Source organism: Dyella sp. C11, from assembly GCF_003121485.1.
Taxonomy (GTDB): Bacteria; Pseudomonadota; Gammaproteobacteria; order Xanthomonadales; family Rhodanobacteraceae; genus Dyella.
The window spans coordinates 23,936-46,478 of sequence record NZ_QAVX01000002.1 but is presented as its reverse complement, the minus strand read 5'-3'; the positions used below and the strand labels follow the sequence as shown (position 1 = coordinate 46,478).

Genomic DNA, 22,543 nt, shown 5'->3' with positions numbered 1-22,543 from the left:
CAGTCAGCGTGGTGGGGCTTTGCTACTTTCGGCACGTCACTCGCGCCGTCTTTTACCGGCCTGCGCGAGTGACGGTGGCAGCGATGCCATCAGACGCGGGCCGCAGGTGCTGAAACACCTGCGACCCGCTAACCATCACCAACTAGAGAAGAGTTGATCATGGCTATCCGCGATCATACGGCACGCGCACGCCCGTCGTTTCCCGACGACGACACCCTCACGGAACCTCCCGGCAGCCCGTTTTCACCGGGTTTACCTGTAGAAGCACTCCTTCCCTACGATCCGGTCGACACGGCGCTCGCGGTGTTGACGCTAGTGCGCTTGCGCCGCAACAGCGACCGGTATCGCAAGGCGCGGGTGTGGGGTTTCCCGGTCAAACCTTTGCAGTATCCGCTGTCGGCGGAGGTAACGGCTGCGCTCTCGATAGCCATTCACTGTCTGGAGCGGGCAGCGTTTGGGCACGGCCACGTGCCCACCGTGAACGCTTGACCCCGTCCTTGTGATCGTTCCCCGTGGCGCGACGGCTCTTGGGCTGTTGCGCCACACCTAGGCGAGAACGGACAGGCTCTTTCGGAATAAGCCCACACACTGAAGTGCGCGTGCTGGGGCTGCGTCGCCAGCGCCCTACAGAACATCCACACCCATGCTTCGCTTGCCTGTTCACCCACCACTCCAGATCGTCCAGACGCGGCCGGCTCGCCAGCCCTGCGCGGTGCTCTGGAGGGACTATATGCAGCCCCATTACATGGGCAATTCTCAGTTGGCGCTGTGTACCCGTATCTCACGCATGCATTTGCGTGGGTTCTTTTGGGAGCTGCGTCCCATCTGTGCCGCACAGGCGGTGCGGCAGGCCGCTATGCTGGGTACCAGCTCGCACTATTAGTGGCTGTTGCAAGCCCTGTATGACCTTGTGGCCTGGGGGCTGCTGTGACGCCCGGCGCGGCTTTCGGCGGCACAATGGCGTGTAAAGCTGTATCGCTGGGCGGTTTCGAGCAGGTTGACATCTCCAATGCCCGAGGCGCGGCTATCCTTGCGGCACGCCGGGGCGCAGATCCCGGCGATACCGTGGTGGAGAGGAGAGAGCCCATGTCGTCGCAACCCCCAGCACAGACCGCCGCGACGGCGAGTCAACGTGCCGTCGTCATTGTTGCGTTGGCGTGCGTGCTCGCGCTGCTGTACTTCGGCAGGGAAGTGCTGGTGCCGATCATCCTGGCACTGTTTCTCAGCCTGTTGATGGCGCCGTGGGTGCGCATCTATCGACGCATCGGCTTTGGTCACACCGCGTCGGTGTTGATCGCCGTAGTGGCCCTGGTGGTCATCGTCACCGGCGTGACGACCATGATGGGCACCCAGGTGGTGCACGTGGCGCGCAGCCTGCCGCAGTACGAAGTGACCATCCGTGCCAAGGCGCAGTCGTTGCGCGAGGAAACGCTGGGGCGGCTGGACGTGGTGCGCGGCGAGTTGGGCAAGGTGATTGATGATTCGGGCCAGGACGGCACGCCCGCGCCCAGTGCAACGGCGGCGCAGCCGTTCCTTGCGCCGCCTTATCTCACCAACGCACCGGCAACGCCGAAGCCCTCGACGCAGGCGACCAAGACACCGTCAACGCCCGTGGGCATTCTCACGCGCGTGCTTTCCACCGCGTGGGTGCCGGTGGAGACGGCGGGCATCGTGCTGGTGGTATTGATCTTCGTGTTGCTGGAGCACGAATCCTTGCGTGATCGCTTCATCCGCCTGGCGGGCGGTTCGGACCTTCGCGCCACCACGGCGGCGATCATCGACGCCGGCGAACGACTGTCGCGCTTTTTTCTTTCCACCTTTTCGGTGAATTTTGGCGTAGGCGTGGCGAGCTGGCTGGGGCTGCTGCTGATCGGCGTTCCCAATGCCTTGCTGTGGGGATTGCTTACCGCGGCCATGCGCTTCGTGCCCTATATCGGCGTGTGGCTGGTGGCGGCGCTGGTCAGCGTGTTCGCCGCGGCGGTGGCGCCGGGCTGGTCGTTGCTGTGGATGACGCTGGTGCTCTACCTGGTGGTGGAGATCGTGGTGTCGCAGCTGATCGAGCCGTTCCTCTATGGCCACACCACCGGCCTGTCGCCGCTGGCCGTCGTCGTGGCGGCGATTTTCTGGAGCTGGCTGTGGGGGCCGGTGGGACTGTTGATGTCGACCCCGTTGACCTTGTGCCTGGTTGTCGCAGGACGCCATGTGCAGGCGCTGGACCTGCTCAACATCCTGCTGGGCGACACGCCGGCACTTACCATGCCGCAACGCGTGTACCAGCGCGCGCTGTCGGGTGATTCGAGCGAGATCATCAGCGAGGCGCGCGACTTCCTGAAGCGCAAAAGCTTCGCCGCCTATTGCGATGCCGTGCTGTTGCCCGCGTTGCAGCTGGCACGCATCGACCTGGCCAATGGCGCCATCAGCACGGCGCAGCAACTGTCGGTGAAGCAGGCCATCGTCACCGTGGTCGAGTCGCTCGACAGCCATGAAAGCCGCTGGCTGCGCTGGCGTCGCCGCACGTCGGTGCTTGAAAGCATGACCATCGGCCAGAGCCTGCGTCAGCATCGCGAGGACGCCATGGGCCAGTTCCAGGGTCCGTTGGCGGTGGCGCCGGGATCGATCGTGCTGTGCATGGGCCTGGGCTCGATGGCGGACGATCTTTCCACCGAACTGCTCACGCGCATCCTGCGGGACCTGCATATCGATGCCCGCCACATTTCCATCGCGGATTTCGAATCGTTCGACGCGCAGGCGCACCCGGACCTGACGCCCAAGGCCGTGTCGATGGCTTACGTGGTCAGCACCAGCCCGGTGAAGGAGCGCGATGCCTTCGACGATGCCGTGGCTCTCGTCCATGCCCGCATGTCGCACGCCTGCATCGTCGGCGTGATGTTCCCCGAACCGCTCGCCGCGGCAGAAGTGGCGCCGCCGCTCAACGAAAACGTCAACGAGTTCGTGACGTCGCTGGAGCAGGCCGCCCAGCAAGCCATTGCCCGCTTTCCGGAAGGCGGCAACGCAGCGGTGCCTTCCAGCGCAGCCATCTGAAAGCGCGCGTGGAAGGCGTTGTACGGCGATTCCTTTGCATGATCGAGCGATGTTGCGGGAACGACGTTCTTGCCGCGTTGGAAGGGCGTCGGTTTCCGTAGTTCTACCTAGTCGGCATAGGTGGATTTTCGCTTGTTTGAACCCGGTGATCCGGAGACGCTGCGACCACCTGACGGCGCTTTTTTGCTTCACGTGACGTGCAAGCCGCCGCATCGCTGAGGGTTCGGAGCTGTCATGAAACGAGTCGCGCTATGGGCAGCCTTGCTGGTCGTCTTGGTCGCGTTGCCGCTGCATGCCACGGAGACCGGTGTGGGGCGTTCCATCACGGGTCTGCAAGCCACCTCGTATTCCGGCCTGATCCCGCCCACGCCCGGGCTTACCTGGCAATACGGCTACGCGTACTACGATGGTTCGATCAGCGCTTCCAGGCAGGTGCCTATCGCCGGTGGCGGCACGTCGCTGGGCCTCAAGGCGGAATTCCAGCTGGCCACCATCACGGGCCTGTACATCTGGAATACCAAGCCGTCGTCATGGAACTTTGCCTCGATGATGACGCTGCCGTTCGCGTACGTGGATGCCAACGTCAACGCACGCATCGGGCCTTTCAGCGCGAGCCGCTCGTCACACGTGCTCGGGCCGTACGACATGTTCTTCGCGCCGGTGATTGCCAGCCATCATTTCAGCCAGACGCAGCACGTCTCGTTCTCGCTTTACGTCTACGCCCCCACCGGCGACTACAAGGACGGCCGCCTGGCCAATGCAAGCCTCAACATGTGGACGTTCTCGCCCACGGTGGGCTACACCGGATTGTTCGACAAGGGTTCGCTGGAGTGGAGCGCCACCACGGCGGTGGACTTCTACACCAGGGACAAGGCAACCAACTACCAGAACGGCGCGGTGTATCGATTGGATACCCTGCTGGTGAAGCGCTTTCCCACGGGATGGGGCATCGGTGCGGTAGGTGGCTGGATCTACCAGCTGGAAAACGACACCGGTCCCACGGCGGACCTGCTGGGTGGCTTCAAGGGCCACTCGATTGGCGTTGGCCCCATGGTGAACTACCTGAAGAAGTGGCAGGGCGGGCAGGCGGAATTCTCGCTGCGCTGGCTGCACGAATTCGACGTCACCAATCGCCTGAAGGGCAATCCGGCGATGTTGTCGGCGACGATTTCGCTGTGATGTGAGGTGTCTGTTTCGGTGTGGAACGGGGCGGCTGCTTCGTTATGAAACGAAGCGTCTGCAGCTCGCGAGATAGTTTAATTTCCCTCACCGTCATTCCGGCGAAGGCCGGAATCCAGCGCCTTTGCTCTTGCATCAGGCCCAAAGGGCAAAGGCCCTGGATTCCGGCCTTCGCCGGAATGACGGTGAGGACGTACAACGGGTGAAGCAAGATTTCGGTACTCGCCGCTCTCCGGCGAATACCAGCCAATTACGCACTACCACCCACATAGCGCCGACAATGATCGAGATAGTCGCGCTCATGCATCGCCAGCAATCCGGTCACTGCCGTCCACAACCACGACGGTGCATCCAGCGTGCGCGAATGATTGCGCTTGAGTTCGGCGACCCATGCCTTGCGGGTCGGTGCATCCATCTGCCGTGCATGCGCATGGCCCACGACATGCGCGAGGAATGCCGCAACACGACGTGCCTGTTTACGGCGCAGGCGAGCGATGTCGATCTTCAGATCCTGCGGCAGCAACTCGCGCACGAACACCGGCTTGTCGAGCAGGTGTGCAGCGCGCATGCGATTGCCCAGCGCCGGTGACAGATGCTGCGCAGCCATGACGACGCGCTGCGCCGGATCGCGTGGCATGCGCACATCCTTGGCTCGCGGTGCGATGGAGGGGTGTGCTTCCTTGATGTCGATGAGGCACAGGTCATCGCCTTCGACCACGTTGCCGTCCACATCCAGTAACACCGCATAACGGAGCTTGCCGAGCGAGCTGCATCCCTTGCGCCAGTACGCGGCATCGAGCACTTTCACCTTGCCTTGCGGTTCGCGATGGCGCAGTTGCGTGGCCAGTTCGTCCAGCGCCGTTTCCTTGAAGAGTGACTGGATGGCTTTCTGCTCTTTCGCCGCCAGCGGCCAGAATTCCTTGCCCAGCGGAAATTCCAGGCCCGTGCCCGTGAGGCGTTCATAAGCCAGCGATTTCCAGTTGCGTTGCAGCGCCTGTTTCATCACCAGCTTGATGGTGCTGGGCATCTTGGGTTCGGGATCGTCCACCTCGGGAAACGCGGCTTCGTAACCATCCAGCATGGCTTCCATCATATTGGCGGTGGTGATGCCGGGCAGGTCGGAACCGCGCGCTGCCATGGCCAACGAGAGTGCGAGGCGCACCAGGTCATACGCGGGATTGCCGATCACGCTCTGGTCGAAATCGCGGATCTGGATGTGCACGCGGCCCTTGTCGTCGGCTACCGGGCCGATGTTGCCGATGTGGCAATCGCCGCAGATCCAGATGGAAGGCCCGACAGGGAGACGCGGCGCAGCGCGTGACGCGAGCCATTCGTAGAACTGCGCCGTGTTGCCGCGCACGTAAGCATGCGCTGAGCGAGCCATCTTGGTGTTACGGCGCTCGGTGAGCGCCTGCTGTCGTTTGGCCGGTGGAACGGCGAGCTGTCTGGTGCGTGCCATGGGCGATCCTGTCTGTGCCGGCGCACTGTTGCGGACCGGTCATGAAGGAGGCGTCATGTTTTCGCGCGTGCGCGCAGTGCGTGCAATCGCAGGAATATGCGTTCAGTGGTGCGCGTCGGCCGCGTCGTAGATGCAGGCCATCACGGCGGCCGCTGCCGCGTATAGTGTGGCGGGCACTTCCTGGCGCAGGCGCAGCGAGGCGAGCAGCGCAGCCATTTGCGGATCGTGGTGCAACGGAATGCCGAGTGCACGCGCACGCGCGAGCAAGGTTTCCAGCGATTCGGGCGGCAGGTTCACCGTGTTGGCCGGCGCATCGACGGGACCGCCCGACAGGCGCAGCGTGACGCGTCGACGTGCGGGAGGCAGCGACTGGCTCATGCGGTGGTCCTCAACAGGATGGCGCTGTGCGGATGGTTCGACTGCGGCAGGCCTTGCTGGCAGGAGAGCTGGTCAAGAATCAATCCAGCCGCGGACAGCGCCTGGCGCAGCGCGCCGAACTGTTGTTCCAGGCGATGCACCGTCTCGATGCGCTCGGCCCACAAGCGCACCGACAGCCGCAGGTCGCGCAGTTGCAGTTCGCCCTGGATGGCGCCCAGCGAGGGAAGGTCGATGGCGAAACCGAAGGTCCACGCCGAACCCGACTGGGCATCGCCATGGCGCTGCATCTGCACCTGCAGGATGTCGCGTCCCTCTTCGCCCTGCAGCGGGATTTCGATCATCCACGCCGAGGTAGTGGTGGCCTCCAGCTGCGCCACTTCCACGCGCGCCAGTGCCGCGTGCACCTCACCATGCAGGCGCGCGAGCAGCGCGTCGACATCGTCATCGAGCAGCGAGGTCGGCAGCAGGGCGCGTGGTTGCGCCTGCAGCCCTCGCTGTTGGAGCGGCGGCGGCGTTTCGCTGGAAGAGGACGGCGCACGCCGCGCTGGCAGGTAGTCGTCGAGCAGGCTGGCCAGGCGCAGCAACGCGGCTTTCCAGTCTTCCTGGCTCAGGCCGGCCATGTCGAGGTTCGGCTGGGCCAGTTGCGATTCGAGGAACAGGCCGCTGCGCTTGATGGCTTCTTCCAGCCCTTCGCCGCGGGTGATTTCGGCGGGCGTACGCACGCCATGTTCCAGCAAGGCGAGCGCGGGACGCAGATAGGCCGGCAGCTGGCGCAGGGCCGGGCGTTGCGCGAGCGCATCGAGCGTGGCGAGCAGCGGGGCGTAACCGTTCTGCTGGGGCAGGCGTTCGCGCATGGCCAGCTGCGTGGCGGGCTCGGCAACGGTCTGCGGCATCACGAATTCAAGCTGCGGCTGGGCGCCCAGGGTGAGCACGCGCACCTGGAACTGGGCGGGCAGCTGCTGGCCGGCAGGCGCTTCCATTTCCACGGTGACGGCGCCGATCTGCAGCACCATCATCCCGTCGGGATTGATCCCCAGCGGGCGCGCGGACAGCACGGTACCGATGCGCCAGCTCTCGGCGGCACTGCCGGAAGCAGCGCCGGCCCAGGCGAGGGCTGCGAGGCTGGTGGGTTGAATGATCAATCAAGGCTCCTTGCGCACAGAGCGAGTGTGCGCGCCCGTCCGTGCCCTGATCATCGGCGGGTTTCGGAAAAACTTGAGGGCTCTTTTTCCGGTTCTGTGACCGGCCACCAACACCGCGAAATTCCTAAAGCCGACCGCGGCATGGCCGATAAACCACCCGTAGACGCCCATCGGGTGGGCAGAGGATCAGCGCGATGGGCAGCAAAACCACGGGTGGAGACAAGGGCGGCGCGCGGGTGATCGCGTTGCCGGCCGATTTCCGGCTAGGCAGCGTGGCCGACGTGAAGGCTGAGCTGATCGATGCCTTCGACGCGCCCGCCACGCAGCTGGACGGCGCGGGGGTGGAGCGTGTGGACACCGCCGCGCTGCAACTGCTGGTGGCGTTTCGTCGCGAGGCGACGGCACGCGGCCAGTCGCCCTCGTGGCTGGGCATAAGCGATGTGATACGTGATGCGGCCGGCGTGCTCGGCCTCGCACAGGCTCTGGAATTGCCGGCACCCATGCCGGCCTGAAACTGAGGTGGAAGATGGCAAAGATTCTTGCGGTTGACGATTCGGCTTCGATGCGCGGCATGGTGGCCTTCACCCTGCGCAACGCCGGCCACGATGTGAGCGAGGCGGAAAACGGCCAGCTGGCGCTGGACGCTGCCAAGGGCGGCAGCTGCGACCTCGTGCTGGGGGACGTGAACATGCCGGTAATGGACGGCATCAGCATGGTGCGCGAACTGCGCACGCTGCCGGCCTACAAGGGCGTGCCCATCCTCATGCTGACCACCGAGTCCCACACGGACAAGAAGATGGAAGGCAAGGCCGCCGGTGCCACCGGCTGGCTGGTGAAGCCGTTCGATCCCGAGCAGCTGCTGGCGACTGTGAAGCGCGTGCTGGGTTAAACGCGAGGCCTTTGGCTCGTCATCCCAGCGAAAGCTGGGATCCAGTGTCTTTCAACGCCGCGAAGAAGTCACTGGATCCCTGCTTTCGCAGGGATGACGGTCAAAGGCGAGTTCGCGACGTACCCCGAAGAGTAGAGATCCCCATGAGCAAGGCCGGTCTGGCGCAATTCCAACAGGTGTTCATCGAAGAGAGCCTTGAAGGCCTCGACACGATGGAGTCGTCACTGCTTGCGCTGGACGACGGCGGCGACGCGGAATTGGTGCACACCATTTTCCGCGCTGCTCACTCGATCAAGGGCGGCGCGGCCACCTTCGGTTTTCCGGAGATGTCCTCGTTCACCCACGAGGCCGAGTCCCTGCTTGATGAGGTACGCAGCGGCAAGCGGCCCATCGATGCATCCATCATCGAGCTCATGCTGCGCACGGTGGACTGCCTGCGCGGCATGTTTGCCCGCGCGCAAGCCGGCGAGCCGTTGAACGATGCCGTGGCCGAAGGCTTGCGCAACGAACTGGCCGCCGCCATGGGGCGTGGTACGCCGGTCGCCACGACGGCGCGACGCAACGTGGACCAAGCCGATGCCTGGACCATCCGCTTTCGTCCGCATGCCGGCATGTTGGCCGGTGGCAACGAACCGCTGCGCCTGATCCGCGAGCTCGCGGACCTGGGCGAGCTGGCCGTTGCGCCATCGCTTGATGCATTGCCTGCCTTCGCCGCGCTGGAACCCACCGAGTGCCACATCGGTTGGACTATTGAGCTGAAAGGTCCAGTGAAGCGCGCCGACATTGCCGGCGTATTCGATTGGGTGGAAGGCGAGTGCGATCTGGAGATCGAGGCGAAGCACGTTGTCGCCGACATCGCACCGGCAGCGGCGCCCGTCGCGGCACCTGCCGCGGCACCGGCACCGAACGTTGCCGATGCCGGCACCGCACGCGCGCAGCGCGAAGCGAATGCCGAATCGAGCTCCGTCCGCGTATCCATCGACAAGATCGATGGACTGATCAACCTGGTGGGCGAGCTGGTGATTACCCAGTCCATGCTCGACACCTTCCGCGAAGGCGAACTCGACGCCTCGCGCATCGCCGTGCTCGAACAGGGCCTGGCGCAACTGGCGCGTCACACGCGTGAGTTGCAGGAAAGCGTGATGGGCATTCGCCTGCTGCCCATCGCTTCCGTATTCAACCGATTCCCGCGCATGGTGCGCGACATCAGCCAGAAGCTCGGCAAGCAGGTGAAGCTGGAGCTGATCGGCGAGCAGACCGAACTCGACAAGACCGTGCTGGAAAAGATCGGCGACCCGATGGTGCACCTGGTGCGCAACGCCATCGACCACGGCCTGGAAACACCGGACAAGCGTCGCGCGGCAGGCAAGGGCGACACCGGCACGCTCACGCTGCATGCGTCCCATCGCGGCGGCAACGTGGTGGTGGAAGTCTCCGATGACGGCGCCGGCCTCAACCGCGACGCCATCGTGGCCAAGGCGATCCAGCGCGGCATCATCACCAGCGCCGAAGGCATGAGCGACGACGCCGTGGCGGAACTCATCTTCCAGCCGGGTTTCTCCACCGCTGCCGTTACCACCGACCTTTCGGGTCGTGGCGTGGGCATGGACGTGGTTCGCCGCAACGTGTCCGATCTGGGCGGCACGGTCACCATCCGCAGTACGCAGGGCAAGGGCAGCGTGTTCACCATCACCTTGCCGCTGACGCTGGCGATCATCGACGGCCTCACCGCCGCGGTGGGCGAAGAGCGTTACATCGTGCCGCTGGTATCCATTGTGGAATCGGTGCAGCTGAAGGCCGATGCGGTGCGCAGCGTGGCGGGCGGCGGTGAACTGTTCCGCTTCCGTGGCGAATACCTGCCGGTGATCCGCCTGCACGATGCGTTTGGTTGCGACGGGGCGATCCACGCCATCGACGATGGCCTGATGGTGGTGGTGGAAGGCGACGGCGCGCGTGTCGGCTTGTTCGTGGATGGATTGATCGGCCAGCAGCAGGCCGTGGTGAAGTCGCTGGAAGCCAACTATCGGCGCGTGCAGGGCGTTTCGGGCGCGACCATTCTTGCGGATGGCTCGGTGGCGCTGATCGTCGATATCGCGGGGCTGGTGCGCATGCAGGGGCGTAAGAAGGCGGCGTGAATTCGCCGCGTCGGAGAGCACAAGCTCGTCATCCCAGCGAAAGCTGGGATCCAGTGACTTTTCGCCAGGCTGCCTAAGGCGCTGGATCCCAGCTTGACCAGCTTCGCTGTCGTGGAGCTCCTCGCTGGGATGACAAGCAAACACCAGAAAGGAAAACGAAAAGCCGCGACAGGAAGCCGCGGCGCGCCGGGCTGCGGCCTGGCGTCAGAGCAGTGCAGGGAATGAATCCGGGCAACGGCAAACCGCCCATTTCATTCTGAAGGTGTTTATTCCATGAAGTCTCCACTCGCCACCATCGACCGACTGAGCCTGGCCGCCAAGGTGTGGCTGGTGATTGCCTTCGTGGTCGCGGGGCTCGCCACGATGACCTTCGTGTCGGCGATGGATAGCCGCCGCCTGCAGATGGCTTCGCGCGTGAGCGCGCTGGGCGATGAGGTGGCTACGGCCATCTCGTTGCTGGACAGCTACCACGCGCGCGCTGTCGCCGGTCAGCTCACCGACGAGGAGGCGAAGAAGCAGGCGCTCGCCGCGGTCGCTGCACTTCGTTGGAACAACGGTGCCGGCTACGTGTTCGCGTTCGACTCGAACTTCGTGATGCGCATGCACCCGATCATGCCCCAGCGCGTGGGCATGAGCATCCGCGACGAGGCGGATAGCCAGGGCACGCCGATGTATCGCCAGATGATGGAAGCCGACCAGCGCGACGGCTTCGGCGCCACCGAATACATGTGGCCCATGCCGGGCGGCAAGCAGGACGAACACAAGATCACCTACACCCGCTGGTACAAGCCGTGGGACCTGCACGTGGCGTCGGGCGCGTACTTCGTGGACATCAACGCGCAGTTCCGCCATGCGCTGCTGGTGAGCCTGCTGGAAGCCGGCATCGTGGGTCTGCTGGTGATCGGCGTGGTGTGGCAATCCATGCGCAGCATCCGCAAGAGCATCGGCGGCGAACCGGCATTTGCGCTGGCCATGGCGGCGCGCATCGCCGATGGCGACCTGGTGGCACAGGGTGACACCCAGTTCTCGCCGGACAGCATGCTCGAAGCACTCGAACGCATGCGCAACAAACTCGTTGGCATCGTGCGTGAAGTGCAACAGGGTTCGCAGGTGGTGTCGACGGCGGCGCAGCAGATCTCACGCGGCAACGACGATCTGTCGCATCGCACGCAGGAACAAGCCTCCAGCCTGGAAGAAACCGCCGCGTCGATGGAAGAAATGACCTCCATCGTGCGCCAGAGCGCCGACAACGCCAGTCATGCCGATCAGCTGGCGCGCAGCACGCGCACGCAGGCCGAACGCGGCGGTGAGGTGGCCACGCGCACCAGCCACGCCATGCGTGAGATCGAAGGCGCGAGTCGCCAGATCACCGACATCGTGCAGCTGATCGACGAGATCGCCTTCCAGACCAACCTGCTCGCACTCAATGCGGCGGTGGAAGCAGCGCGCGCGGGCGAACAGGGGCGCGGCTTTGCCGTGGTGGCCGGTGAGGTGCGTAACCTCGCGCAACGCAGCGCCACGGCGGCGAAGGAGATCAAGGCGCTGATCGGCAACACCGTCGAGAAAGTGCAGGTGGGCTCGGCACTGGTGGACGAATCAGGCCTGGTGCTGGCAGACATCGTGGGCAGCGTGAAGCGCGTGACCGACATCGTGGCGGAAATCGCCGCGGCGGCGCAGGAGCAGTCATCGGGCATCGACCAGGTGAATCGCGCGGTGATGCAGATGGACGAAGTGACCCAGCAGAACGCGGCCCTGGTCGAAGAAGCTGCTGCCGCAGCGCGTGCCATGCAGGAACAGGCGGACGAACTGGAGCGGCAGATTCGTTATTTCCGGGTGCAGGGTGGTGAGCCGCTGGCGAAGCCGCGCCCCACAGTCACCCGCACCGTGGCGTCCACGCCGCAGGTGGCTACCGCCGGTGGTTGGAGCGAGTTCTGACGGACTGGCGATGCCTTGTGGGAGCTCACCCTGTGAGCGACAGGCGAGTTGGGATTGTGGGTCAGGCGAGTGCAGGCGCACCTGCGCCTTCATGCACTGAGGCTGTCGCCCACAGGGTGTGCTCCCACAACAAGCGAAAAGAACCGCGAATTCGCGGTTCCTGAAGAAACACCGTTCGCCACGCGAACAAGCCGCGACAGGAAGCCGCGGCCGCCGGCAGGATGTCGGCGCAGGGCAGTGCAGGGAATGAATCCGGGCAATCGCAGAAAACGCCCCCTTTCATTCTGAAGGTTTTTCATGACGTCTCCCCTCACATTCATCGATCGCCTGAGCCTTGCGGCCAAGGTGTGGCTGGTCATCGCGTTCGTCATCGCCGGCCTCGTGACGTTGACCGTCGTGTCGGCGTTCGACAGCCGACGGCTGCAGATGGAGGCGCGCGTGCATGCGCTACGCGACCAGGTCGCCACTGCGATGGCCGTTGCGCAGAATTTCCATGATCGCGCGCAAGCCGGCGAGTTCAGCGAGGAAGAAGCGCAGCACCGTGCCTTCGCCGTCATCCGCACCATGCGCTGGGGCAACGGCTCCGGCTACGTGTTCGCGTTCGATTCCAACTTCATCATGCGCATGCACCCCTTTCTTCCCGAGAAGGAAGGAAAGAACGTGCACGACGACCAGGACCCGACGGGCAAGCCGATCTGGCAGTTGATGGCGCAGGTCGACCGCGCGCAGGGCGCGGGCGTCACCGAATACCAGTGGCCCATGCCGCCGGACAAGAAGATCGAGCCGAAGATCACCTACAGCGCCTGGTTCAAGCCGTGGGATCTGCACATGGGCACGGGTGCCTACTTCGTGGACATCAACGAGCAGTTCCGCCATGCCTTGCTGGTAAGCCTGCTGGAGGCGGGGCTGGTCGGCTTGCTGGTCATCGGCGTGGTGTGGCTGTCCATGCGCAGCATTCGCCGGAGCATCGGCGGTGAACCGGCGTTCGCGCTGGCCATGGCGGCACGCATCGCCGACGGTGACCTGGCGACCGGTGATGGCGGTCACACCTTTGCCCCGGGCAGCATGCTCGATGCCTTGCAGCGCATGCGCACCAAGCTGGTGGAGATCGTGCGCGAGGTGCAGCAAGGCTCGCAGGTGGTCTCGACGGCGGCGCAGCAGATTTCGCGCGGCAACGACGATCTGTCGCATCGCACGCAGGAACAGGCGTCCAGCCTGGAAGAAACCGCCGCGTCGATGGAAGAAATGACCTCCATCGTGCGCCAGAGCGCGGACAACGCCGGCCATGCGGACCAGCTGGCGCGCAGTGCCCGCGCACAGGCCGAGCGTGGTGGCGACGTCGCCTCGCGCACCAGCCACGCCATGCGCGAGATCGAAGGCGCGAGTCGCCAGATCACCGACATCGTGCAGCTGATCGATGAGATCGCGTTCCAGACCAACCTGCTCGCACTCAATGCGGCGGTGGAAGCGGCGCGCGCGGGCGAACAAGGCCGCGGCTTTGCGGTGGTAGCCGGCGAAGTGCGCAACCTTGCGCAGCGAAGTGCCACGGCGGCGAAGGAGATCAAGGCGTTGATCGGCGACACCGTCGACAAGGTGCAGGCCGGCTCTGCGCTGGTGGAAGAGTCGGGCAACGTGCTGGCCGGCATTGCCGACAGCGTGAAGCGCGTGACTGACATCGTGGCGGAAATCGCGGCCGCGGCGCAGGAGCAGTCGTCGGGCATCGACCAGGTGAACCGTGCCGTGATGCAGATGGACGAGGTGACCCAGCAGAACGCGGCGCTGGTGGAAGAGGCGGCCGCGGCAGCGCGGGCCATGCAGGAGCAGGCCGACGAGCTGGAGGCGCAGGTGCGGTTCTTCCGGTTGCAGGAAGGGGCTGTGGCCAGGCGGGCGTCGTCGCCAGCGGCTGCCCCGGTGCCACGCGCCGTCGTTCAGGCCCCCAAGCCGGCCGTCGTCATGGCGGGAGGCTGGAGCGAGTTCTGAATCGCAGAGCTCCGCTTCGTTGTGGGAGCGCACCCTGTGCGCGACAACCGGTCGCCTTGAGGCTCCAAAGGCTCGTCGCTCACAGGGTGAGCTCCCACAAGTGTCGCTTCCGCAGCGCCCAAAAAACCATCTGCCGAAAACGTGCATTTCGCTCAAGTTTCCCCCCGCACCGCCGATCCAGATCCTGATAGGGGGCCTCTCATGCGGCCCTGTCCACGAGGCGAACATGTCCGATAACACCCGGAGCGAGGCGCTCCAGTCGCAGTACCTCACCGTCAACCTCGCCCACGAGGAATACGGCATCGACATTCTGGCGGTCCGCGAAATTCGCGGATGGACGCCGGTGACGCGCATTCCGCAGGCACCGTCGTACGTGCTGGGCGTGCTCAATCTGCGCGGCGCGATCGTGCCGGTGATCGACATGCGCTTGCGCTTCGGCCTGGAACGCGAGGCGTATGGCGTCACCACGGTCACCGTGATCATCACCGTGGCCGGTCGCAATTTCGGTGTGGTGGTGGATGCCGTCTCCGACGTGCTGGACGTGGAAGCGGGCGCCATCCGCCCCGTGCCCGACATGGGCACCACCGTGGATACCGAATACCTCAAGGGGCTGACCTCCGCCGGCGACCGCATGGTGTTGCTGCTGGACGTGGACAAGCTGCTGCAGCCCCAGGACGCACAAATGCTTGAGGCGGCGCTGCCAGCTGCCTCCGATGTGAAAGCCGTGGCCTGAACGACATACGCAGGAAGTGGAATCATCATGAAGAAGTTCGCACTGAAAGCCCCGGAACTCTCCGTTCGAAACCGCCTGCGTGCGGTGCTTGGCCTGCTGGGCCTGATGCTGATCGCCGGCGCCGTGATCGGCATCGGCGGCATGCAGGAACAGAACGACGGCATGGGCAAGATCTATGAAGAAGAGATCGTGCCGACCCAGCTCGTCTCGCAGATCACTGCGCACCAGCTGATGTCGTTCATCCTGCTGGGCGAGTCGGGCTCGCTGGTGGGCAAGCCCGACCAGGTGAAGGCCAAGCTCACCGAATACACCAAGCTTCAGACCGAAATGGAAGGCCTGAAGAAGCAGCTGGCCGCCATCCCGATGGGCCCCGCCGTCAAGAAGCATTACGACGATTGGCACTCCACCGACGCGGACTACAAGGACGCGAAGGATTCGATGGTCGATGCGCTGAACCAGGGCGACACCGGTGCCAGCGAACTGCTGGAAATGCAGGTGCGTCCGCTGCTGATGCAGCGCCAGGAGGCGTTGAGCAAGATGGTTGACGCGCAACGCGCCGACGCCAAGGAAATCTACGATGCACAGGTCGCGCGCTACCACGTGGTGCGCACGATCAGCATCGGCGCGCTGCTGGTGGGCCTGGCCATTGCCTCGGTGATGGCGCTGCTGCTGATGCGCTCGATCCTGAGCACGCTGGGCGTTGCCGTGAAGGTGGCCCATGCCATTGCCGGCGGCAGGCTCGGCCACAAGATCACCACCACCCGCAAGGACGAACTGGGCGAACTGCTGGACGCGTTGCGCACGATGGACGAACGCCTCGTCACCATCGTGGGCGAAGTGCGCCACGGCGCAGGCTCCGTCAGCTCGGCCGCGCAGCAGATCGCTCGCGGCAACGATGACCTGAGCCAGCGCACGCAGGAACAGGCGTCGAGCCTGGAGGAAACCGCCTCGTCGATGGAGGAAATGACCTCCACCGTGAAGCAGCACGCCGAGAACGCCAGCCACGCCAACCAGCTTGCCAGCGCCACGCGCCGTCAGGCCGAGCACGGCGGCGAAGTGGCCGCGCAGGCCAGTTCCGCGATGCGCGACATCAACGCTTCCAGCCGCAAGATCTCCGAAATCGTCAGCCTGATCGACGAGATCGCCTTCCAGACCAACCTGCTGGCGCTCAAGGCCGCCGTGGAAGCGGCCCGTGCGGGCGAACAGGGCCGCGGCTTCGCCGTGGTGGCCACCGAAGTGCGCAACCTCGCGCAGCGCAGCGCGGGTGCGGCGAAGGAGATCAAGGGCCTCATCAACGACAGCGCGGAGAAGGTGCGCGTGGGTTCGTCGCTGGTGGACCAGTCCGGCAAGGCGCTGGCCGACATCGTGGACAGCGTGAAGAAGGTGACGGACATCGTCGCCGAGATCGCCGCTGCGTCGCAGGAACAGTCCGCCGGCATCGACCAGGTGAACCACGCCGTGCTGCAGATGGACGAAATGACCCAGCAGAACGCCGCGCTGGTGGAAGAGGCGGCCGCCGCTGCCCGTGCCATGCACGAGCAGGCCGGCGAACTCGCCCGCCATGTCGGCTTCTTCCAGATGGGCGAAGGCCATGGCGAGGTCGCCACCGAAAAGGCGCGCTCGCAGTCGGTGATGGCGGAGGCCGAAGCCGTGTTCGCCGCGGTGCGCAACTCGGCTGCACCGGCGTCCCGTGCGCCACGCGCCGAAGCGTCTGACGCTGGCTCCTGGAAGGAGTTCTAAGCATGAGCACGGCTGCCACGATCGACAACAACATGGGCGTGGCGGCCACCGGCGGCCCGTCACTCGGCAACACCGAGTTCGAGTTTCTCCGCGCCTTCGTCTACGAGCAGTGCGGCATCTCGCTGGGCGAACACAAGCGCCAGCTGGTGCAAGGCCGTTTGCTGCGTCGCCTGCGTGCACTGAAGCTGCGTGACTTCCAGGCTTACTGCGACCTGTTGCGACGCGATCCGCAGCAGGAGCTGGGCGAGCTGGCCAGCGCGATCAGCACCAACGTCACGGCGTTCTTCCGCGAGTCGCATCACTTCGACCTGCTTACGGACGAACTGCTGCCGCGCTGGATCAATGAAAAGAAGAACGGCGGCCGTTTGCGCATCTGGTCCGCCGGCTGCGCCACGGGCGAAGAGCCGTACACGCTGGCGATGGTGCTGGCCGAGGCGCTGGAAAAACACGGCGCGCAGCAGATGGACGCGAAGATCCTCGCGACCGATCTGTCGCCACAGGCGCTGGAAACCGCACGCAAGGGTGTCTACGCGCTTGAGCGCCTCGAAGGCGTGAGCGTGGAACGTCGGCGCCGCTGGTTCCTGCGCGGCGAAGGCGACTACGCCGATTATGTCTGCGTGAACCCGCGCCTGCGCGAACTGGTGAGCATCCTGCCGCTGAACCTGTTGCACGATTGGCCGATGCAGGGCCCGTTCGACGCCATTTTCTGCCGCAACGTGGTCATTTATTTCGACAAGCCCACCAAGCAGAAACTGTTCCAGCGCTACGCTGGATTGCTGCCCGACGGCGGCTATCTGTTCCTTGGCCATTCGGAGTCCATGTACGGACTCAACGACAGTTTTGACCTGATCGGACGGACGGTCTACCGGAAGCGCAGTGCATGAACGTCGCCGTTGCCAATATCCCCGCAGGCGCAGGGTATGACCCCGCGCGGGTCATCCCGGGGTTCGAACATCTGCGCCGTTTCTGGGATCCCACGCAGTCGTGCATGACGGTGAAGGTGTTGCCGGGCGAGTACTACGTCAGCTCGCAGCCGGAGATGGTATCCACCGTGCTCGGCTCCTGCGTCTCCGCCTGCATCTACGATCGCGTGCGCCACATCGGCGGCATGAACCACTTCATGTTGCCCGAGCCCATCGGTGGTGAACGCGGTGGCTGGGCCGATACGGTGGGCCGCGCGGCGCGCTACGGCAACGACGCGATGGAGCAGTTGATCAACGCCATCCTCAAGGCGGGCGGCCAGCGCGCCAACCTGATCGTGAAGGTGTTCGGCGGCGGCCGCGTGCTGGCCACGATGACCGACATCGGCCAGCGCAATATCGCCTTCGTGCGCCGTTACCTGGAAGCCGAAAGGCTGGAAGTGGCGGCCGAGGACCTGGGCGACGTGCATCCGCGCCACGTGCAGTTCTTCCCCGCCACCGGCAAGGCGCGCGTGCGCCAGCTGCGGGGACGCACCGACACGGTGCTGGTGGATGGCGAGCGCCAGTATCTCAAGCGTTTGGCAAACGATCCGATAAAGGGAGAGGTGGAACTGTTCTGACGCCGCCGCGCGTTTTTACGGTTTTCCCCTTGGCATCAGGCGCCGACACGGGCCGGCGGATGTGGACGAACGCGCCACGCCGCACGACGAAGGCGAGATGAAATCACGATGGAAAGAGTACGTGTCCTGGTGGTCGATGACTCCGCACTGGTGCGGAAGCTGCTGTCGACCATGCTCTCGTGCGATCCGGGCATCGAGGTGGTGGGTACCGCCGCCGATCCGTTGATCGCGCGCGAAAAGATCAAGCAGCTCAATCCGGACGTGCTCACGCTCGACGTCGAAATGCCGCGCATGGACGGCATCACGTTCCTCGAGAACCTGATGCGCCTGCGGCCGATGCCGGTGGTGATGGTGTCCTCGCTGACGCAGGAAGGCGCCGAAGTCACGCTGCGCGCGCTGGAACTGGGCGCCGTGGATTTCTTCACCAAGCCGAGCAACGATCTGGCCGCCACCTTTGCCGAAGGCGCGCAGGAGATCTGCGCCAAGGTAAAGCTGGCCGCGCTCGCGCGCCCGCGCCAGCGCACCGCTGTGCGCAAGCTCGACGTACCGCCGCGCCTCACCGCCGATGCCGTGCTGCCTCGCGCGCAGAGCGCCGGCACGCGCGGTGGCATGCCCATCATCGCCATCGGTGCATCCACCGGCGGCACCGAAGCCATTCGCGTGGTGCTGGAGGCGATGCCGCCGGATGCGCCGCCCATCGTCATCACGCAACACATTCCCGCTGCCTTCAGTGGCCCGTTCGCGCAGCGCATGGACACCTGTTCGGCCATGCGCGTGTGCGAAGCGCGCGACGGTCAGCCGATCCAGGCGGGCCATGCCTACATCGCACCGGGTGGCGAACATCTGCTGGTGATGTGGGACGGCGCCAAGTACGTATGCCGCCTGCACAACGGGCCGCCGGTGAACCGTCACAAGCCGAGCGTGGATGTTCTGTTCCGCTCGATGGCCGCCAGCGTGGGCAAGTCCGCCATCGCGGCGCTGCTCACCGGCATGGGCGACGACGGCGCACGCGGCCTGCTGGAACTCCAGCAGGGCGGTGCCCGCACGCTGGTGCAGGACGAAGAGTCGTCCGTGGTGTGGGGCATGCCCGGCGCTGCGTGGAAGCTCGGTGCCGCCAGCGAAAAGCTGCCGCTCGACCACATTGCCGCGCGTCTGCTCGCGATGGCGCAACAACCTGTTTCCCGCGCCGCTGTGGCGGCCAACTGATCTGCGGATATCCCTATGGACGCTCTTCTTTCCTTCCTGCAAAAACGCCCGGTAATCGGTCTGGGCACCAGCGCCATCGCGCTGGTGTTGACCATGGCCTGGCCGTCCGCGTGGCTTGGCCCCGTGCTGATCGTGCTGCTCACGGCCGCGTGGATCGTCGAGACGCGCCGCGCCGTGCCGGTCGTCGAGCCCGTCATCCAGGCGTCGCTTGAGCACCACGAACCGGTACGCGAAGCACTGGAAGAAGTGCGCAGCTCGCTGGTCGACGAACTCGGTCACGCCACGCGCGAACTGCACCAGGCGATGGACCTGTTGCGCGACGCGGTGACCGAGCTGGGTGGCGGCTTCGACGGCCTGTCGCGCAAGACGGGCATGCAGCAGTCGCTGCTGCGCCAGATCATCGACGGGCAGGGCGAAGGCGTGTCCGTGCAGGATTTCGCGGCGCGCACCAGCGACCTGCTGGAGCATTTCGTGGACATGGTGGTGCAGATGTCGCGCGAAAGCCTGCGCATCGTCTACCGCATCGACGGCATGGCCAAGGAAATGGATGCCGTGTTCGGCCTGCTGAAGAACGTGAACACCATCGCCGAGGAAACCAACCTGCTGGCCCTCAACGCGGCCATCGAGGCAGCGCGTGCGGGTGAATCCGGCCGCGGTTTCGCGGTGGTGGCCGGCGAGATCCGCAACCTCGCCAGCCATTCCAACCAGTTCAACGAGCAGATCGGCAGCCACGTGGAGCGTGCGCGTACCGCGATGGAGCAGCTGCGTGGCCTGGTCGGCACCATGGCGTCGCAGGATCTGAACGTGGCGCTGTCGGCCAAGGGCGGCATTGACGCCATGATGGCGCACGTGACCGAAAGCGACGCACGTACCAGCAAGGTGGCCGACCAGGTGGTGGAGATCAACCGCGGCCTGGGTACCGACGTGGCCACCACGGTTCGCTCGCTGCAGTTCGAGGACATCCTGAGCCAGCTGATCAACCAGACGCGCCAGCGCCTGGTGGAGCTGCAGGACATCACCACCGAATGCACGCGCGACATCCAGGAACTCGCCTGCAATCCCATCGATGCCGAAGCGCTGGCGCAGCGTGCCGAGCGCGTGCGCAGCCGCCTGGCCATTCAGCGCGAGAAGGCACGCATCCGTTCGCGCGGCCCGGCGCTGCAGAATTCGATGGATGCGGGCGAGATCGAACTGTTCTGATTCCGACGGCCGGCAGCGTGCCAAGGCGCGCCGCCGGCTTGCTCAAGCCTGACTTCTGGTCGGGTTTGGCTTCAACAAATCGGGCACGCCGTGCCAGGTTTGCGAGCGGTCCCGGCGGATCGCACTGCCACAGGAAATACCACGATGAGCCTGACCGTCCACCACGATCCCGACCTCGATTGCGTCACGCTGCAGCTGGGCGAGCGTTTCGATTTCACCGTGCATCGCGATTTCCACGATGCCTGTCTCGGCGGCCGTGCCGCGCGCAGCTACGTCATCGATCTGGGCGAAGTGTCCAGCATGGACAGCTCCGCGCTCGGCATGCTGCTTCTGCTGCGCGAACACGCGGGTGCGGACCGTTCGGAGATCCGCATCGTCAACGCCGATACCAGCCTGCGTGGCACGTTGCGCGTGGCGGGATTCGACAAGCTGTTCGTGCTGCACTGAACGACATCACGACAACGATGCCTTCTTGACGCTGGTCGCGGTACCATGTGCCACCGGTGAAGACCGGGTGTCGTTGCCGGTAAGACCATGATGTTGTTTCCGGCCCACTGCCATGAGACCTGATCGACGACATGTGGCAGGCAACGAACCCGGTCTTTGCCGGAACCACGATGCATCAGTGAACGTGGTTCCGGCGCAGCTTCCACGCCGAGGTTTTCTCACGCAGACGACGAAGTGACGCCGGCCTGGCGTCGCAGCCGATGGTCGATATGACACTGCGTGAACGGGTTGCTCAGGCGAAGGATGCGTCCTGTTCTTCGGCGGAGCTCACGCCATTGCGGCCATCGAACTTGGTGCGATACATCGCCTGATCGGCCTGGCGCACCAGGTGCTCGAAGCGTGTTCCATGCCTGGCAATGGCCACGCCAATGCTGGCGGTGACGGGAATGGTGTGTTCCCCCACGCGTGCCTGCGATTCGGCCAGCGCGTGGCGCAAACGCTCCGCCGCCTGCAATCCCTGCGCGAGCGTGGCGCCTGGCAGTGCCACCACGAATTCCTCGCCGCCATAGCGGCTGGCGAGGTAACCCGGCCACTGGATCGACTTGCGCAGCATCTGCGTGACGTGGCGCAGCACGGCATCACCGGCGTCATGCCCCCAACTGTCGTTGATCTGCTTGAAGTGATCGAGGTCGAAGATCATCAGCGCGAACGATTGCCCGCGCTCCAGGCAGTGCTCCAGCGATGCGCGCCCTTCGGCGACGATGGCGCTGCGGTTGAGCAGGCCGGTCAGGCCGTCGGTGCGTGCGGCGCGGCGCAGGTCCACCATCAATCGCTCGGTAATCAACTGCAGCAGCGCGAAATACGACGCCAGCGTGGTGAGGATGCCGATCACGTAGGTAGCCGCCACTGGCAGGCCGGCATGCATCAGGTTCTGGTTGGCGCCCGGGTTGAGTGGCACAAAGGCCCGCCCGAGATAAAACAGGCCGTTGATGGTGAGCAACGCGCCGGCGATGCGGCAACTCTTGCGTATGTCCAATTCGCTGTAGCGCAGCAGCAGGTAAGCGTAGGCAAAGTTGAACGCCATGGCCTGCAGGCTGCCGGCGAGCAGGCGAGCGCCCAGATTGGGCGTGACCAGGGCAAACCACGCGATGGCGCCGGTATACACCACCGCAAGCACGCCGGGCCAACGCCAGCGCAAAGCCAGCCCCAGGTGTTGGACGATGCCTTTGAGCACCAGCACGTTGCCGATCACCAGCAGGCCGTTGCCGATCACGATCGAAATGACGTCGGGAATATGGTTGCGCAGGCCGATCAGGATGATGCCCAGCGTGTTGATCCAGATGCTGGTTACCCAGATGCGCAGCACCCTTTGCGTGTTCAGCACGGCCATCAGCGACGTGAATCCAATCGCCGCGCCGATGCTCATCAGCAGGCTGACTATCGTCAGAGTTGGAATATCTAACTGCATGGCGCTCCCTGCTGCCAGGGCGCCCTCGTGATCGCGGGGAACCCCGGGCCTCGACGAGGCGGTGGGTGGT

The 22,543-nt window shown here is 64.9% G+C and carries 19 protein-coding genes; 15 read left to right on the top strand and 4 right to left on the bottom strand.

The window, feature by feature from the left end; translation table 11 throughout:
• The first annotated feature begins 159 nt into the window (after positions 1-159).
• The 3 genes from DK366_RS02600 (at position 160) to DK366_RS02590 (ending at position 4,221) form a co-directional block, all read left to right on the top strand.
• Entirely contained in the window at positions 160-489 is a 330-nt protein-coding gene (locus DK366_RS02600; RefSeq protein ID WP_109123967.1) for a hypothetical protein, read from the top strand.
• Positions 490-1,086: 597 nt separating this feature from the next.
• Positions 1,087-3,042, top strand: a complete 1,956-nt coding sequence (locus DK366_RS02595) for an AI-2E family transporter (RefSeq protein WP_109123966.1) — start codon at positions 1,087-1,089, stop codon at positions 3,040-3,042.
• Between the two features lie 234 nt (positions 3,043-3,276).
• Positions 3,277-4,221: a transporter gene (locus tag DK366_RS02590; RefSeq protein WP_109123965.1), complete on the top strand. Its 945-nt coding sequence runs from the start codon at positions 3,277-3,279 to the stop codon at positions 4,219-4,221.
• A gap of 250 nt (positions 4,222-4,471) precedes the next feature.
• Here DK366_RS02590 and DK366_RS02580 read toward each other — a convergent pair whose 3' ends face one another.
• The 3 genes from DK366_RS02580 to DK366_RS02570 form a co-directional block, all read right to left on the bottom strand.
• On the bottom strand, positions 4,472-5,680 hold the full coding sequence (locus tag DK366_RS02580) for a DUF2252 family protein (RefSeq protein ID WP_109123963.1): 1,209 nt from the start codon (positions 5,678-5,680) through the stop codon (positions 4,472-4,474).
• 102 nt (positions 5,681-5,782) lie between these two features.
• Positions 5,783-6,058 (bottom strand): flagellar biosynthesis protein, encoded by a 276-nt coding sequence (locus DK366_RS02575; RefSeq protein ID WP_109123962.1) that lies wholly within the window; start codon positions 6,056-6,058, stop codon positions 5,783-5,785.
• Entirely contained in the window at positions 6,055-7,200 is a 1,146-nt protein-coding gene (locus DK366_RS02570; RefSeq protein ID WP_109123961.1) for a flagellar hook-length control protein FliK, read from the bottom strand. Before DK366_RS02570 ends, DK366_RS02575 begins: the two co-directional genes overlap by 4 nt.
• Positions 7,201-7,394: 194 nt before the next feature.
• Between DK366_RS02570 and DK366_RS02565 the strand changes: the two genes are divergently transcribed.
• From DK366_RS02565 to DK366_RS02510, 12 genes are all read left to right on the top strand, one after another.
• Positions 7,395-7,712 (top strand): STAS domain-containing protein, encoded by a 318-nt coding sequence (locus tag DK366_RS02565; protein WP_109123960.1) that lies wholly within the window; start codon positions 7,395-7,397, stop codon positions 7,710-7,712.
• Positions 7,713-7,726: 14 nt separating this feature from the next.
• Positions 7,727-8,089: a response regulator gene (locus tag DK366_RS02560; RefSeq protein WP_109123959.1), complete on the top strand. Its 363-nt coding sequence runs from the start codon at positions 7,727-7,729 to the stop codon at positions 8,087-8,089.
• Between the two features lie 143 nt (positions 8,090-8,232).
• The gene (locus DK366_RS02555; protein WP_109123958.1) at positions 8,233-10,224 is read left to right on the top strand and encodes a chemotaxis protein CheA; all 1,992 of its coding nucleotides are present in this window, start codon (positions 8,233-8,235) and stop codon (positions 10,222-10,224) included.
• Positions 10,225-10,497: 273 nt separating this feature from the next.
• On the top strand, positions 10,498-12,159 hold the full coding sequence (locus DK366_RS02550) for a methyl-accepting chemotaxis protein (RefSeq protein ID WP_109123957.1): 1,662 nt from the start codon (positions 10,498-10,500) through the stop codon (positions 12,157-12,159).
• A gap of 297 nt (positions 12,160-12,456) precedes the next feature.
• Complete coding sequence (locus DK366_RS02545) at positions 12,457-14,139, top strand: methyl-accepting chemotaxis protein (protein WP_109123956.1); 1,683 nt, start codon at positions 12,457-12,459, stop codon at positions 14,137-14,139.
• 226 nt (positions 14,140-14,365) lie between these two features.
• Positions 14,366-14,872, top strand: a complete 507-nt coding sequence (locus DK366_RS02540; RefSeq protein ID WP_109123955.1) for a chemotaxis protein CheW — start codon at positions 14,366-14,368, stop codon at positions 14,870-14,872.
• A 27-nt stretch (positions 14,873-14,899) separates the two neighbouring features.
• A complete protein-coding gene (locus tag DK366_RS02535) occupies positions 14,900-16,612 on the top strand; it encodes a methyl-accepting chemotaxis protein (RefSeq protein ID WP_109123954.1) in 1,713 nt (570 codons plus the stop codon).
• A gap of 2 nt (positions 16,613-16,614) precedes the next feature.
• Positions 16,615-17,496, top strand: a complete 882-nt coding sequence (locus DK366_RS02530; RefSeq protein WP_109123953.1) for a protein-glutamate O-methyltransferase — start codon at positions 16,615-16,617, stop codon at positions 17,494-17,496.
• The gene (cheD, locus tag DK366_RS02525) at positions 17,493-18,152 is read left to right on the top strand and encodes a chemoreceptor glutamine deamidase CheD (protein WP_198651394.1); all 660 of its coding nucleotides are present in this window, start codon (positions 17,493-17,495) and stop codon (positions 18,150-18,152) included. Before DK366_RS02530 ends, cheD begins: the two co-directional genes overlap by 4 nt.
• A 108-nt stretch (positions 18,153-18,260) precedes the next feature.
• Complete coding sequence (locus DK366_RS02520) at positions 18,261-19,358, top strand: chemotaxis response regulator protein-glutamate methylesterase (protein WP_109123952.1); 1,098 nt, start codon at positions 18,261-18,263, stop codon at positions 19,356-19,358.
• A 15-nt stretch (positions 19,359-19,373) separates the two neighbouring features.
• Positions 19,374-20,558, top strand: coding sequence for a methyl-accepting chemotaxis protein (locus DK366_RS02515; RefSeq protein WP_109123951.1), 1,185 nt, complete (start codon positions 19,374-19,376; stop codon positions 20,556-20,558).
• 144 nt (positions 20,559-20,702) lie between these two features.
• Positions 20,703-21,005 (top strand): STAS domain-containing protein, encoded by a 303-nt coding sequence (locus tag DK366_RS02510; protein WP_198651393.1) that lies wholly within the window; start codon positions 20,703-20,705, stop codon positions 21,003-21,005.
• A gap of 292 nt (positions 21,006-21,297) precedes the next feature.
• Here the strand turns inward: DK366_RS02510 and DK366_RS02505 are convergent, their stop codons facing one another.
• On the bottom strand, positions 21,298-22,473 hold the full coding sequence (locus DK366_RS02505) for a GGDEF domain-containing protein (protein ID WP_109123950.1): 1,176 nt from the start codon (positions 22,471-22,473) through the stop codon (positions 21,298-21,300).
• Between the last annotated feature and the right edge of the window lie 70 nt (positions 22,474-22,543).

What these genes read in the sequence shown, in the direction of transcription:
- DK366_RS02600 (WP_109123967.1), top strand. Translation starts at nt 160, where the DNA reads ATGGCTATCCGCGATCATACGGCACGCGCACGCCCGTCGTTTCCCGAC.
- DK366_RS02595 (WP_109123966.1), top strand. Translation starts at nt 1,087, where the DNA reads ATGTCGTCGCAACCCCCAGCACAGACCGCCGCGACGGCGAGTCAACGT.
- DK366_RS02590 (WP_109123965.1), top strand. Translation starts at nt 3,277, where the DNA reads ATGAAACGAGTCGCGCTATGGGCAGCCTTGCTGGTCGTCTTGGTCGCG.
- DK366_RS02580 (WP_109123963.1), bottom strand. Translation starts at nt 5,680, where the DNA reads ATGGCACGCACCAGACAGCTCGCCGTTCCACCGGCCAAACGACAGCAG.
- DK366_RS02575 (WP_109123962.1), bottom strand. Translation starts at nt 6,058, where the DNA reads ATGAGCCAGTCGCTGCCTCCCGCACGTCGACGCGTCACGCTGCGCCTG.
- DK366_RS02565 (WP_109123960.1), top strand. Translation starts at nt 7,395, where the DNA reads ATGGGCAGCAAAACCACGGGTGGAGACAAGGGCGGCGCGCGGGTGATC.
- DK366_RS02560 (WP_109123959.1), top strand. Translation starts at nt 7,727, where the DNA reads ATGGCAAAGATTCTTGCGGTTGACGATTCGGCTTCGATGCGCGGCATG.
- DK366_RS02555 (WP_109123958.1), top strand. Translation starts at nt 8,233, where the DNA reads ATGAGCAAGGCCGGTCTGGCGCAATTCCAACAGGTGTTCATCGAAGAG.
- DK366_RS02550 (WP_109123957.1), top strand. Translation starts at nt 10,498, where the DNA reads ATGAAGTCTCCACTCGCCACCATCGACCGACTGAGCCTGGCCGCCAAG.
- DK366_RS02545 (WP_109123956.1), top strand. Translation starts at nt 12,457, where the DNA reads ATGACGTCTCCCCTCACATTCATCGATCGCCTGAGCCTTGCGGCCAAG.
- DK366_RS02540 (WP_109123955.1), top strand. Translation starts at nt 14,366, where the DNA reads ATGTCCGATAACACCCGGAGCGAGGCGCTCCAGTCGCAGTACCTCACC.
- DK366_RS02535 (WP_109123954.1), top strand. Translation starts at nt 14,900, where the DNA reads ATGAAGAAGTTCGCACTGAAAGCCCCGGAACTCTCCGTTCGAAACCGC.
- DK366_RS02530 (WP_109123953.1), top strand. Translation starts at nt 16,615, where the DNA reads ATGAGCACGGCTGCCACGATCGACAACAACATGGGCGTGGCGGCCACC.
- cheD (WP_198651394.1), top strand. Translation starts at nt 17,493, where the DNA reads ATGAACGTCGCCGTTGCCAATATCCCCGCAGGCGCAGGGTATGACCCC.
- DK366_RS02520 (WP_109123952.1), top strand. Translation starts at nt 18,261, where the DNA reads ATGGAAAGAGTACGTGTCCTGGTGGTCGATGACTCCGCACTGGTGCGG.
- DK366_RS02515 (WP_109123951.1), top strand. Translation starts at nt 19,374, where the DNA reads ATGGACGCTCTTCTTTCCTTCCTGCAAAAACGCCCGGTAATCGGTCTG.
- DK366_RS02510 (WP_198651393.1), top strand. Translation starts at nt 20,703, where the DNA reads ATGAGCCTGACCGTCCACCACGATCCCGACCTCGATTGCGTCACGCTG.
- DK366_RS02505 (WP_109123950.1), bottom strand. Translation starts at nt 22,473, where the DNA reads ATGCAGTTAGATATTCCAACTCTGACGATAGTCAGCCTGCTGATGAGC.